This is a genomic window from Sphingobacterium endophyticum, from assembly GCF_009733535.1.
GTDB classification, from domain to species: Bacteria; Bacteroidota; Bacteroidia; order Sphingobacteriales; family Sphingobacteriaceae; genus Sphingobacterium; species Sphingobacterium endophyticum.
This window is the reverse complement of sequence record NZ_SMMI01000010.1, coordinates 27894-42031: the sequence shown is the minus strand read 5'-3', so window position 1 is coordinate 42031 and position 14138 is coordinate 27894. Positions and strand designations below refer to the sequence as shown.

The window sequence follows — 14138 nt, the reverse complement described above, 5'->3', positions numbered from 1 at the left end:
AATCATTCGATTCTATTCATCGAATATTTTTAAATATTCACAAGCTCTTTCTGCAGCAATCTTCTCAGCACTTTTCTTGTTAAAGTCCCTTCCTAAACCACATTCTTCTCCATCTACAACAGCAATTACGGAAAACATCTTATTAGATTCACCCTCAGGATTATCAACTTGAACAAAACTTATCTCTTTGTTATTATGCTGACACCACTCGATCAATCTACTCTTAAAATTTGTTTCTGTAATTTCTAAAGTTTGGATATCCACATGAGGCTTAATAATTCTAGAAAGTAAAAATTCCCTTGTGAAAGTATATCCTTTATCCAGATATACTGCACCGATCAATGCTTCAAACGCATCTCCGAGTAGAGACCCCTGTTTATTCGGGTAACTGATCATACGGGCATCAAATTCAATCATTTCATTGAATCCTAATTTCCGCGATAGCTGATTTAAGTTTGCCCGGGATACAATCTTTGATCGCATCTCCGTTAAAAACCCTTCATCCTTATATGGATAAAGTTTGAAAAGTAACTCCGCCACTACAGATCCCAATACTGCATCGCCTAAAAACTCCAATCGTTCGTTACTATTTTTCACACCATCCTTTATCAGTACCGCGACTGATTTATGTCGGAAAGCCATTTGATACAAACGTATATTTCCAGGCACGAAACCAAGTAAGTTCTTAAGTTTTCGAACGTAATTACGATTAGGGGACAGATATAGATTATAAACCTGTGTGATAGGCATGATTACTCTAAATAGCAAATAGGTAGTTGGTTGATGCAACTACCTATTCAAAATGATTAGCATGGCAAAAATGAATTTATTTTAACCATTATACTTCTTCACTATAATTGTTGCGTTGTGACCTCCAAACCCAAAGGTATTGCTCAATGCAGCATTCACTACCCTTTTTTGTGCAGTATTGAATGTAAAGTTCAAATTACTGTCAATTTCAGGATCATCTGTGAAATGATTGATTGTTGGAGGAACAATATCATTCTTAACCGCCAAAATCGAGGCGATTGCTTCAACAGCACCCGCAGCTCCTAATAAGTGACCTGTCATGGATTTTGTTGAACTGATATTTAATTTATAAGCATGTTCACCAAATAAGTCAACAATTGCTTTTGTTTCGCTGACATCCCCTACTGGCGTTGATGTTCCATGAACATTGATATAATCAATGTCTGAAAAATCCATACCAGCATCTTTGATTGCCATAGTCATTGCTAACTTTGCCCCCAAACCTTCCGGATGCGATGCAGTAATGTGATAAGCATCTGCGCTCATTCCACCACCTACAATCTCAGCGTAAATTTTTGCACCACGTGCTAAAGCATGCTCTAAGCTCTCTAAGACAATCGCTCCTGAACCTTCTCCTGATACAAAACCATCCCGATCTTTATCGAATGGTCTTGAAGCAGTTTTAGGATCATCATTTCTTGTCGAAAGGGCATGCATCGCATTAAAACCTCCAATTCCTGCTTCATTTATCGTAGCTTCTGATCCTCCTGTAATAATAACATCTGATCGCCCAGAACGTATATAGGTGAAAGCATCAATCATTGCATTGGTTGCTGATGCACATGCAGAAACTGCAGAAAAATTAGGACCTTGCAATCCATGGCGCATTGAAATATGACCAGGGGCTAAGTCAATAAGCATTTTTGGAATAAAGAATGGATTGAACCTAGGGGTCCCATCTCCCTTTGAAAATTGAGCAACCTCTTCTGTAAAAGTCGTCAACCCTCCAATTCCAGATCCCCAAATCACTCCAATTCGGGTCCTGTCTAATTTATCGAAATCTAATCCCGCGTCTTTAATGGCTTCATCCGTTGATGCAATAGCATATTGAACGAAAGGATCCATCTTACGGGCTTCCTTGCGGTCCATATACAAATGCGGATCAAAACCTTTAACCTCGCAGGCAAATTGTGTCTTGAATTTTGACGCATCAAAATGCGTGATAGGAGCGGCTCCACTCACACCATTCACCAATCCGTCCCAGTATTCTGAAACCGAATTTCCGATTGGTGTAAGTGCGCCTAATCCTGTTACAACTACTCTCTTAAGCTCCATTTATGATGTTTGGCCTAATAAAATTAGTTAGTTAACGTTTTTTTCTAAGTAAGCGATTGCTTGACCTACAGTACTGATGTTTTCAGCTTGGTCATCAGGAATTGCAACGTTGAATTCTTTCTCGAATTCCATGATCAACTCAACTGTATCAAGTGAGTCTGCACCTAAATCATTCGTGAAAGAAGCCTCAGGTGTTACTTCATTTTCGTCTACACCTAACTTTTCTACGATAATTGCTTTTACTCTTGATGCGATATCTGACATGATTTTCTAGTTTAATTGTTTAATAAATCTGTGCAAAGAAAAAATAAATATTCCCAAAAATCAAATCTTTTTGACTTTTGAAATTAAATAAAGAACAATGTTACCCTAAATAAAGTTTTCAATACCTTATTAATTAACGCTATTCAATAATACTAAAACAAATAAAGTTTTACAAACTTAATGCATATTTAATGATATTTTTACGTATTCTTCAAACTTAAATGCCGTAAAAACGTAATTTTGTACATCATCAAATAATATTGGCTTGAGCAAAATAACCTTTAAACTCGAAACTGACTTTGACCTTGAACTGGATTTTATCCTTATCGGTATAAGCTCTGTCCTCAGAGATTATAGACTCTGCCATTTTATCAACAAGCATACTGGTCTGCAATTTGTCTATGGAAAAGAAGATTATCTAGACCATAATGGGCATACCAAAGAAAAGGTCAAAGATGAACTCGACTACCATATTATTTTCGAATCTAAAAAAAATAAACCCACTATTAAAAATCACTTTAATATCTTTAGGTATCATAACCAGTCTTTCGAATTTGAATTCTACTTGCTCAGCAATAGATCTCTTGAAGGGGCTGCATTAATACCCGAAATAAGTAGCTTTGATTATTTCTTAATGGTCAAACATTATATTGATGATGAAGATTTAGATGCTCTTTTAGAAAACATAAAGTCTATTCCTGAAGTACTTTTAGTAAAAGAAATAGACCCAACAATATTGAAATCTAAAGAAAATCTGATATTTTAGCGAATTATTTAGATAGTGTAAAATCTACACTCAAACCTAAACACCTGCTTTAAGGGGAGAATAAAGCAGTATTTGATACGTATTAAGAATATGAATTTAAAATTTAATTTAAATGGATAAACTAAAAAAGCGGACCAAAATTGTAGCTACACTAGGTCCGGCTTCTTCTAAAAAAGATGTTTTAACCCGTATGATTGCTAAAGGAGTTGACGTTTGTCGCCTTAACTTCTCACACGGTTCTCAGGATGATCACCTTAAAGTGATCAACACAATCAACGAAATCAACCAAGAACACCCTTTCAATGTAGGTATTTTAGCAGATTTACAAGGCCCTAAAATCCGTATCGGCAAAATGAAAGAGGGTGGCGCTATTCTTGTTAATGGAAGTACTGTTGAAATTACAACCCATGAACAAATTGGTGATGAAAAGAAAATTTACATCACTTATGATAACTTCCCTAACGACGTAAAAGAAAATGAAATTATCCTTTTGGATGATGGTAAACTTCAACTTCGCGTCCTTTCTACTAACCATTTGGACACTGTTACTTGTGAAGTTGTTCACGGTGGTATCCTTACTTCAAGAAAAGGTGTCAACCTTCCAAATACAAAAGTTTCTATCCCTTCATTAACTGAAGAAGATCTTGATAATTTAGATTTTGCATTAGATCATGGTGCTGATTGGATTGCTATGTCGTTCGTACGTTCTGCTGAAGACATCAAACAATGTAAAGAAATCATCAAGAAAAAAGGATCTCACGCTAAAGTAATTGCCAAAATCGAAAAACCTGAAGCAATTGATAACATCGATAGTATTATCGAAGCTACAGATGCTGTCATGGTTGCTCGTGGAGATCTTGGAGTTGAACTTCCAATGGAGGAAGTACCTGGTTTACAAAAAATTATCGCTCAGAAATGTCGTAACTTGTCGAAACCTGTAATCATTGCTACACAAATGCTTGAAAGTATGATCACGACTCCTCGTCCTACTCGTGCTGAAGTTAATGATGTGGCTAATTCTGTAATCGACGGTGCTGATGCTGTGATGCTAAGTGGCGAAACATCGGTTGGGGAATTTCCAGAAATCGTTATCGAAACAATGGCTAAGGTAATTACTCATGTTGAGGCTACTTCTTACCCTTACTATAGTGATAAAGAACAATTAGGAACTGTTCCTGTTACCCGAATCCCAGACGCTATATGCAGCTCATCCATATTCTTGGCAGAAAAAACTCATGCTTCAGCAATCGCTGTAATGACTTCTTCTGGATATACGGCAATGGAGATTTCTAGTTACCGTCCAGACGCGGATATCTATGTTTTCACAGGTAACAAAACCCTTTTACGCACATTGAGTCTGTGCTGGGGGGTTAAAGCTTTCATCTATGAAAAATATGAATCAACTGATGGTACTATCCAAGATGTAAACGGATTATTGAAAGACCGTCACTTGGTTGAACCAGGTCAGATCGTAATCAACACATCATCAACTCCTTTACACGAAAAAGGTAGAACAAATACCATTCGTGTTTCAGAAGTAAGATAAAAATAAAAGGAGCCTCAAATCAGAGGCTCCTTTTATTTTAAATGCTCATAAGGCAAAATCAACTATTTCTTCAAAGGCACATTTTTTTTGCTGTCCTTTAGGGTATCTATTTTTATATTTCGCCCAAATGCTTCCAGCTTTTCAGTCCCCGGCATCCTTGAACTTTCACTGCCATCTAACTTCTTCTGTAAAATAACCGTATCATCAGCTGGATTAATATTGAATTCTGGATTTTGTAATGAAGGTATTACTTTCTTAAAATTGTATGCATTCGGTATTTCTATTGAAGGATCCCCTTCACCCTTTTTTATATTATTCCAATCTATTTTTAAAGTATCAAGTTTCAACTTTTGTACTTGAAATTCCAATGGCTTTAATTGTGATTTTTTTTCAGTATTTTGAGCAAAGCTTGGAAAATTCCAAATCAGCAGAAACAGCGAAAGGAGAAATACAGTCTTCATAATTAGCTTATTTAATGTTTATAATTTACCAAATCAAAACTTATTTCGCTAAAAATGCTAAAAATCTGCTGTTAAATAGTGTTAAATGAGAAAATTAGCTGTTTTCCCTTATTATTTTTGTAACAAATGAAAAAGAGAAGTATTGCATTAATCATATGGCTGATGTCAATTGCACTGATAGGTGTAATGGCCATGCAATATTATTTTGTAAGAGAATCGTTTATAAAAGAATCGAAACTTTTTGACGAGGAGGTTAAGGCCTCATTATCTGCCGTTGCTAATAAAATTGAACGCCAGGAAATCTACGATTTTGCAAGGGAACAAGAAAGACAAAACCAGGAAAAGTTTAGGATAGATCAGGAGCGAATTCAAAAAAATGAAAGAATTTTAGCCTTACAATTACAATATCAAGACAGCATTAAAACCCTTCAAAGGACCGCTTTTGCACACACTCAACGATTCAATTATCTAGAAAGAGAATTAAACCAACAATTCCCTGCTGTACCTATTAGCAATGAATTCTTCGAAACCTATCTCAATAGGAAAGAATATAAACACCTGGTAAGGATAACTTTGGAACAGGGTATTACTTCTGAAAATACAATTGGAGAATTCACCAACGTAGAAGCCATTAAAGTAGTACCAAGGGTCGCGCAAAAAGATGATAGTGCTAGATACTTAATCCCTGTATTTACGCCTCCTTCAACCGAGGCTATAGCCTATCAAATTCGAACTTTACCTCCTCGGTATGACTCTAGAACCTTAACAAAAATTGAGGCTCTAGAAATCAAATTAAACAATTTGAGAAGTCAAAAATTTAAGGAGGCAGCTACTTTATATGATACTATTGCCATATTAGGTGGTAAAAAAAGCTCTGTAATCGCAGATGTGGCAATGGGAATGGAATTATCTAAAAGACCGTTAGCTGAACGGATTAATGGTAAAAAAACAGTTGACTTACTCATTAGAGAATTAAGAGACCGTGGTATAAAGTCTTCTTTTGTTATGGAAATTAAAGACTTCAATAAAATACCCGTTTTTCAAGGTGTATATCAATTCAATAATGAAGAATTAAAAGAAGTACAGAACCCATTGGTTTATACAGCTCGGCTTTTTCAAGGAGACCGAGGAAACGCTCCTGGGGAATTAAGCATTCATTTTCCTAACAAAGGCGGTATTATTGCTGAAACTATGGGCTATTGGTTATTCCCTACTATTCTTGCATTATTAGCCCTTCTAATCGGATGTTTTGCCTATACATTGAGTATCATTTTCAAACAGAAGAAAATTTCCGAAATGAAAACGGACTTCATTAATAACATGACCCACGAATTTAAAACTCCAGTGGCTACTATTATGATAGCGAGTGAATCGCTCCGTGACCCGGAAATCTCATCCGATGAAAAACGAGTAAATAAACTTGCAAATATCATTTATGATGAAAATGTAAGACTCGGATCTCATATTGAAAGGGTATTAAATATTGCTCGGCTAGAAAAAGAAAACCTTAAAATTGAACGAGTAAATGTAAATATTAACTCCTTGGCTAATGCTGTATTAGAAAGCATGAGGCTTCAAATGGATAAAGCCGAAGGAATTCTACATGTTGATATTGCTGCTCAAAACGACCTCGTCGTTGGTGATGAATTGCACTTGTCCAATGTGATGTTTAACTTGGTGGATAATGCAATAAAATATTCTAAAGAAAAACCAGAAATCACTTTTAAGACTTTTAATAGAGGAAATAACATTGTAATTTCTGTTGCTGATAAAGGAATGGGAATGACAAAGGATCAACAAGAAAAAATATTTGATCAGTTCTACCGCATCCCTACTGGAAATATCCATAATGTAAAAGGATTCGGGCTTGGACTAAGCTATGTAAACGACATCATTAAACGCTTAAATGGTAAAATTACCGTTAAAAGTGAAAAAGATAAAGGCACACAATTTGAAGTAACTCTCCCATTGAAAAATGCATCAAAGGAAGTTGCATAATCATTAGATATAGAAAAGTATGAATCAAAAGATATTATTAGCAGAGGATGATCCTAACTTAGGCGAATTGTTAAAGGATTATCTGGAATTAAAAGGAAAATTTGATGTAGTTCTATGTAAAGATGGTCAGGAAGGAATGGATGCATTCCGTAAAGAAGAATTTGACCTATGTATTTTGGACGTCATGATGCCTAAGAAAGACGGGTTCTCCTTAGGGAAAGATATCCGTAAAATCAACCAAACAGTTCCTATCATTTATGCTACAGCCAAAGGAATGATGGAAGATAAGACCCAAGCATTTGAATTGGGGGGTGATGACTATATTACCAAACCTTTTCGAGTTGAAGAACTTTTATTGAGAATAAATGCTTTGCTCAAAAGAGCGTCTAAAGACAAGGAAGAAGAAATCTCAGATAAATTTGAAATCGGTGATTATTTCTTCGATTATACAAGTCAAATTATTTCTTACAAAGGTCAGCAACAAAAACTCTCAACTAAAGAAGCTGAACTATTAAGACTTCTTTGCTTAAAGAAAAATGATGTTCTTACTCGTGAAGAAGCATTAATTAAAATTTGGCATGATGACAATTACTTCACAGGTAGAAGTATGGATGTTTTCTTAAGTAAATTGAGAAAATATTTAAAAGAAGATTCAAATGTTGAAATTGTCAATGTTCACGGTAAAGGATACAAATTATTAGTTAGTTAGCAGCTAACTAAAATCTTTTTTTGCATTTTAAAAATGTAATACCTAACTTAGCCATCGCTTATAGAGAAAGGCAGAGGGACTAGACCCGATGAAGCCTTAGCAACCTGTCTCTTGACAAGGTGCTACATTCTACCCCGATTGGGAAAGATAAGCTGGTTACAGAATCCTTGGTAGCCTTCTCTTAGCAAATGAATTTTTGAAACATAATTAATTTAGTAGAAAACTATATGCTATTAACAAACAATTTAGGCTACCCACGTGTGGGCGCTTTCCGCGAATTGAAGAAAGCTAATGAAGCTTACTGGGCGAAGAAGATCAGCGCGGAAGAATTATTGCAGGCTGGACTTAAAATCCGTGAAAGCAATTGGAAGACTCAAAAAGATGCTGGTATCGATCTGATCCCATCTAATGACTTCGCATTCTATGACCAAGTTCTAGACTTATCATTAACTGTTGGAGCTATTCCTGCTCGTTACAACTCCTTATTAAACAAAATCGATCGCAAATATAATCTTGATTTATATTTTGCAATGGCTCGTGGTTTCCAAGAAGGTGGCGTAGATGTTACTGCTATGGAAATGACTAAATGGTTTGATACAAACTACCACTATATCGTTCCTGAATTCGTAAAAAACCAAGAATTCAAACTTACTTCTGAAAAATTCTTAAATGAATATAACGAAGCTAAACAATTAGGAATTGAAACTAAACCTGTCCTAATTGGTCCTATCACTTACCTATTGTTGGGTAAAGAAAAAGAAGCTGACTTTAACCGTATTGATCTTATCGACAAATTACTTCCAGTATACGAAGAGATCTTAGGTAAACTTGCTGATGCTGGTGCTCAATATGTACAAATCGATGAACCTTTCTTGGCATTGGATATCGATGATGCTACTAAAGCACTTTACGGAAAAGTATTCGAAAAATTAGCTGCTGCAGCTAAAGGAATCAAACTTATTGTTGCTACTTATTTTGAGGCATTAGGAAATAACGAAGATATCGCCGTTAACCTTCCTGTGCATGCTTTACACCTTGACCTTGTTCGTGGTGAAAATCAACTCGACTCTATATTATCAAAAGTTCCTGCTAACCTAACTCTTTCTTTAGGTGTGGTTGAAGGCCGTAACATTTGGAAAAATGATTACGAAAACTCATTGAAAAAAATCAAACAAGCTGTAGATGCTGTAGGTAAAGACCGCGTTTGGGTTGCTCCTTCTTCATCATTATTACATGTTCCTTTTGATTTGGACAACGAAAACAATGAAGAATCTCTACCTGCTGAAGTTAAAAACTGGTTGGCATTTGCTAAGCAAAAACTTTCTGAAGTTAAAGATCTTGCTGTATTGGCTGAAGGTGATGTTGATGCGGATACGCAAAAACGTTTTGAAGACAATAAACAAGCTGCGGAAAGCCGTCGTACTTCTCCTCTAATTCATAGACCAGAAGTTAAAAATCGTGTTAGTAATATTACCGATGAAGATGCTAAACGTACTTCTTCATTCAACGATCGTAAAGAAGCTCAACAAGCTAAATTTAACCTTCCTGGTTTTGCAACAACAACTATCGGTTCATTCCCTCAAACGAAAGATGTTCGTAAATGGAGAGCTGACTTGAAAAAAGGTACAATTTCTCAAGAAGAATATGATAAAGAAATCGCTGCTGAAACTGAAAGAACTATCCGTCTTCAAGAAGATTTAGATATCGATGTTCTAGTACATGGTGAATTCGAACGTAATGACATGGTTGAATACTTTGGTGAGCAATTAGCAGGTTATGCATTCACGCAAAATGGATGGGTACAATCTTATGGTTCTCGTTGTGTAAAACCTCCAATTATTTTTGGTGATGTTTACCGCCCTGAAGACATGACTGTACGTTGGTCTGCATATGCACAATCGTTAACTAATCGTCCTGTGAAAGGAATGTTGACAGGTCCTGTTACGATTCTACAGTGGTCTTTCGTACGTAATGATCAACCTCGTTCTACAACTACTTACCAAATTGCATTGGCAATTTTAGATGAAGTTCAAGCACTAGAAAAAGCAGGAATTAAAATCATTCAAATCGATGAACCTGCAATCCGTGAAGGTCTACCTTTACGTAAAGCTGATCAACAAGAATACTTAGATTGGGCAGTTCGTGCTTTCCGTGTTTCTTCTTCAAATGTTGATGATGATACTCAAATTCACACACATATGTGCTATTCTGAGTTCAATGATATTATCCAAGATATTGCAGCTATGGATGCTGACGTAATTACAATTGAAACTTCTCGTTCTCAAATGGAATTATTAGACGCATTTGCTGACTTTAAATATCCAAACGATATCGGACCTGGCGTGTATGACATCCACTCCCCTCGCGTTCCTAGCACTGAAGAAATGGTCAACCTTTTACGTAAAGCTAAAGCTGTAGTTCCTGCTGAACAATTATGGGTAAACCCTGACTGTGGTTTGAAAACTCGTGCTTGGCCAGAAACTAAAGCCGCTTTAGAATCAATGGTAGAAGCTGCTAAAATCTTAAGAGCTGAATAAAAATTAATAGTATTATAAAATATAATAGGAAGGCCGTACAGAACGTACGGCCTTTTTTATGAAGATTTCAGCCGATTCTTCTTAGCAAAATAAAAAATCGGAACTCCAATCAAAATAAGTATAAATCCAGGCCATGTATATTGGGGCTTAAAAACTATTAAAAGGATGCAAAAAGCACTTCCTATCAACAAATATAGAATTGGCGGAATAGGATATAGAAATGTTTTATAGGGCCTTTCTAACTCAGGTTTTTTCCAACGTAAATAAATCATTGCTAAAACAGTAATCATATAAAAGATTACAATAACAAATGAAACCATATCCAATAGATTACCATATTGACCACTTAAACATAATAATGAGGCCCAAAGCCCCTGAAGCCATAGAGAACGCTCTGGAACATCATGTTTATTGTTAGGGATAGCTTGCTTTAAAAACAATCCATCTTTAGCCATACTTTGAAATACTCTTGCTCCAGAAAGAACAATGCCATTTACACAGCCAAAAGTTGAAACCATCACCAATAACGCCATAACAATGGTCCCAATATGACCAAGTAACTTTTCAGCTGATGCTATCGCTACCCGATCATTTGCTGCAAATGCAATTTCATCTCGATTTAAACTCGCCAAATAAACATAATTACAAAATAAATACAGTAACATCACCAAGGACGTACCAACTACCATGGAAATAACCACATTCCTCTTCGCATCTTTTATCTCTCCGGCTACGAATGTTACATTTTCCCATGCCACACTACTAAAAATAGATCCGACCATCGCTGCAGCTATTCCGCCTAATAGTATCTCACCAGAAATTTCCTTCCAGCCAGAAGAATCTAAGTTCTGAAATGAGGACCAACCATAACTAAGATTATTGGAAAATTGATTGTCTTTAATTAAAAATGCACCTCCTATTATAAGGACAAGTAGTGCAAGAATTTTAGAAGTAGTAAAAATTGATTGTACTATTTTTCCACTCTGAACTCCCTTCGTATTAATAAACGTTAAGAGTAAAATTACCAGGATGGCTAAAATCTGCATCCATGTAATCATGAATGATCCATTTTGATAGATCGGTGCAGCATCGTTTAATTCTGGAAATAAATATGCCGTAAATTTTCCAAACGCTACTGCAACAGCTGCAATCGTTCCTGTCTGAATAACAGCAAATAAACTCCATCCGTATAAAAACCCCGTCATTTTCCCAAAAACTTCTGTTAAATACGTGTACTGTCCTCCAGCTTTTGGAAAGATGGAAGATAATTCGCCATAACAAATTGCCGCAGCAATAGTTGCTATCGCTGTAATGAGCCAAACTGCAATCAACCAATAGCCAGAACCTAACTGACGCATCATATCGGAGGATACAATAAAAATCCCACTGCCAATCATAGAGCCCATAACAATCATTATGGAATCCCATAAATTGAGTTTTTTATTCATAAATAGGTTTTAATTTTTCAAACGTACAAATAATTATGATCTCAATTTTTATCGCATTTCAAAAAAATAAATTTTTCTTCTATCATTTTTTAATTAAATCAGGATGTATGAATTTCTAATCATAACGTACATCCAATCTACATGGAAATAACAAACTTTTATACATCAATATTGTTTAGGTACTATAATAACTACTAAAAAAAGAAATATGAATAGATACATTGGATTTTTAGCGATTGCCCTAACGACAACTCTATTTAGCAGTTGTTCATTAATTGAGGGAATATTTAAGGCAGGAATGTGGTGGGGCATTATATTGGTGGTAGGTGCAATTGTACTTGTAATTTGGCTCATCTCTAAAATGTTTGGAGGAAGGGGTGGCACAAATTAACTTTAACTAAAAATTCACCATCACTTAACGCGAATATCAGTAAATTACCGAAAAACAAATAAGGATGAATAAATTCATTTCGGTGGTTCTGATATTCGTATCATTTTGTTATGTCAAAGCTCAAGAGGGGTACCCAAAACCCTCTGAAAAAGATGGATTATTGTTCTATATACAACATAATCGTGGAAAAAACACATTTATTTACGCATTAAATCTTACAGACGATCGTAAAATTAACCTCGAAAATCCAATTCGGGTGTACCGTCAAATCTTTGATAAAAATGGAGAGATTAAACCTCTAACAACCATCCAAAAAAATTTTGCATATGGAATTGACACCAAAAGAATCAATGACCATTTTTTTGAAGCAACCATAGTCTCCCTGCCCTCTCAAAAATTTAATTTAATTATTCCCGCCAAAGGAAAGCCTTTTGTAGAAACCTCTGTGAACGGAATCAAATTCATTGTAAACAGAATCTATATCAAACAAAAAGATGGGACCTCTGGACTATCCACAAAAGTAGATTACATTCTTTTTTATGGAATCCATGAAAAAAAAGAAATCATTCAACGTTTAAATATAGATTAGCAAACAGTGCAGGATGGTTATTATAATTTTTTAACCGTACTTTTGTTCTCTAACAACCTATATCTTAAATAATAATGAGTGTAAAGATTAAATATCCCTATAACCCAGGGTATCCTTCTGTTGCAGACTTAAAAAGAAAAGCAAAATGGAGAATCCCAAAATTTGCCTTTGATTATCTTGAAGGCGGATGTAATGAAGAATTGAATTTGGCAAGAAATGAAAATGACTTTGATGACATTTTATTAAAACCTCAATACCTTCATGTTTCGGGCGATATAGATATGTCTGTCGAAATTTTCGGAAAGAAATATAGCGCTCCATTCGGCATATCACCTATTGGCCTACAAGGTTTGATGTGGCCGAATGCACCTGAAATCTTAGCCAAAGCAGCTGCTAAAAATAATGTACCTTACATCTTAAGTACTGTTTCCACGAGTAGCATTGAAAGAATAGCTGAAGTATCTGAAGGAGAGGCTTGGTTCCAACTCTACCATCCTACTGAAGATCGTTTAAGAGACGATATACTAAACCGTTTAAAAGCCGTAGAATGTCCAGTACTTGTCGTATTAGTCGATGTTCCTTCCTTCGGCTTGAGGTATAGAGAAATTAAAAGCGGCTTATCCATGCCTCCTAAAATGAATATATCGAATATTCTTCAGGCATTGATATGCCCGGAATGGGGAATAAAAACCCTACAACATGGAATTCCCAATTTTGCAACCCTAAAACCTTACATGGAAAAAGGATTAGACCTCTCCCAGTTGGGGCAATTTATGAACAAAACATTTACAGGTAAGGTAAATGTACAAAAAGTACAAGCTATCCGTGATATTTGGAAAGGTCCATTGGTTTTAAAAGGAGTAGCAACACCTGAGGATATGGAAGCCGCAATATCCATCGGTGTCGATGGCGTTATTGTGTCTAACCATGGAGGCCGTCAAATCGATGCTGGTGAATCTTCTATTCACTCTCTTATCAGATTGACCCAAAACTCAAACTATAGCAGTAAATTAAAAATAATGATGGACGGAGGAATAAGATCAGGAGTTGATCTTGGTAGAGCCTATGCGGTTGGATCAGAATTTAATTTTATGGGTAGACCTTTTATGTATGGTGTTGGAGCATTAGGAGATAATGGTGCAGATCATACAATCAACATGTTCAAAGCTCAACTTTATCAGGTCATGCAGCAACTAAGTATTGAAAATATACAGCAATTCCCATCTCGATTATTGTAACTCGATAAGTTATTGTAAAAAGTGGCTTACAATTATACTGTAAGCCTCTTTTTTTATTAGTATGCCTCTGAAATTCAATTTATAATCGTAGATTGAAAAAAAAATC

The 14138-nt window shown here is 35.6% G+C and carries 13 protein-coding genes and 1 riboswitch; of the genes, 8 read left to right on the top strand and 5 right to left on the bottom strand.

The genetic code is table 11. The annotated features are described in order from the left end of the window. Positions 1–12: 12 nt before the first annotated feature. The 3 genes from rnc to E0Y80_RS13125 all read right to left on the bottom strand — a co-directional run bounded on the left by rnc (position 13) and on the right by E0Y80_RS13125 (position 2349). A complete protein-coding gene (rnc, locus tag E0Y80_RS13135; RefSeq protein WP_156308139.1) occupies positions 13–750 on the bottom strand; it encodes a ribonuclease III in 738 nt (245 codons plus the stop codon). A gap of 81 nt (positions 751–831) precedes the next feature. Next, complete coding sequence (gene fabF / locus E0Y80_RS13130; RefSeq protein ID WP_156308138.1) at positions 832–2085, bottom strand: beta-ketoacyl-ACP synthase II; 1254 nt, start codon at positions 2083–2085, stop codon at positions 832–834. A 27-nt stretch (positions 2086–2112) separates the two neighbouring features. Next, a complete protein-coding gene (locus E0Y80_RS13125; protein ID WP_079643602.1) occupies positions 2113–2349 on the bottom strand; it encodes an acyl carrier protein in 237 nt (78 codons plus the stop codon). Between the two features lie 265 nt (positions 2350–2614). Between E0Y80_RS13125 and E0Y80_RS13120 the strand changes: the two genes are divergently transcribed. Further along, positions 2615–3115, top strand: a complete 501-nt coding sequence (locus E0Y80_RS13120; protein ID WP_156308137.1) for an IPExxxVDY family protein — start codon at positions 2615–2617, stop codon at positions 3113–3115. Between the two features lie 112 nt (positions 3116–3227). After that, a complete protein-coding gene (gene pyk / locus E0Y80_RS13115) occupies positions 3228–4661 on the top strand; it encodes a pyruvate kinase (RefSeq protein WP_156308136.1) in 1434 nt (477 codons plus the stop codon). A gap of 62 nt (positions 4662–4723) precedes the next feature. On the opposite strand, the gene E0Y80_RS13110 is transcribed toward pyk, so the two are convergent. Continuing rightward, a complete protein-coding gene (locus tag E0Y80_RS13110) occupies positions 4724–5122 on the bottom strand; it encodes a hypothetical protein (protein WP_156308135.1) in 399 nt (132 codons plus the stop codon). A gap of 126 nt (positions 5123–5248) precedes the next feature. Here E0Y80_RS13110 and E0Y80_RS13105 point away from each other — a divergent pair, with 126 nt between their 5' ends. From E0Y80_RS13105 to metE, 3 genes are all read left to right on the top strand, one after another. Further along, positions 5249–7120, top strand: a complete 1872-nt coding sequence (locus E0Y80_RS13105; protein ID WP_156308134.1) for a sensor histidine kinase — start codon at positions 5249–5251, stop codon at positions 7118–7120. 19 nt (positions 7121–7139) lie between these two features. Beyond that, complete coding sequence (locus E0Y80_RS13100) at positions 7140–7829, top strand: response regulator transcription factor (protein ID WP_156308133.1); 690 nt, start codon at positions 7140–7142, stop codon at positions 7827–7829. Between the two features lie 55 nt (positions 7830–7884). After that, positions 7885–7983: riboswitch (SAM riboswitch) on the top strand. A gap of 73 nt (positions 7984–8056) precedes the next feature. Next, complete coding sequence (gene metE, locus E0Y80_RS13095) at positions 8057–10366, top strand: 5-methyltetrahydropteroyltriglutamate--homocysteine S-methyltransferase (RefSeq protein ID WP_156308132.1); 2310 nt, start codon at positions 8057–8059, stop codon at positions 10364–10366. Positions 10367–10422: 56 nt separating this feature from the next. Here the strand turns inward: metE and E0Y80_RS13090 are convergent, their stop codons facing one another. After that, complete coding sequence (locus tag E0Y80_RS13090; RefSeq protein WP_156308131.1) at positions 10423–11814, bottom strand: APC family permease; 1392 nt, start codon at positions 11812–11814, stop codon at positions 10423–10425. A gap of 208 nt (positions 11815–12022) precedes the next feature. On the opposite strand from E0Y80_RS13090, the gene E0Y80_RS13085 reads away from it, so the two are divergent. The 3 genes from E0Y80_RS13085 (at position 12023) to E0Y80_RS13075 (ending at position 14032) form a co-directional block, all read left to right on the top strand. After that, positions 12023–12205, top strand: a complete 183-nt coding sequence (locus E0Y80_RS13085) for a hypothetical protein (protein ID WP_156308130.1) — start codon at positions 12023–12025, stop codon at positions 12203–12205. A 64-nt stretch (positions 12206–12269) separates the two neighbouring features. Further along, positions 12270–12794 carry a DUF4833 domain-containing protein gene (locus tag E0Y80_RS13080; protein ID WP_156308129.1) on the top strand — a complete coding sequence of 175 codons (525 nt, stop codon included), beginning with the start codon at positions 12270–12272 and terminating at the stop codon, positions 12792–12794. Between the two features lie 74 nt (positions 12795–12868). Next, positions 12869–14032 carry an alpha-hydroxy acid oxidase gene (locus tag E0Y80_RS13075; RefSeq protein WP_156308128.1) on the top strand — a complete coding sequence of 388 codons (1164 nt, stop codon included), beginning with the start codon at positions 12869–12871 and terminating at the stop codon, positions 14030–14032. Positions 14033–14138: the final 106 nt, after the last annotated feature.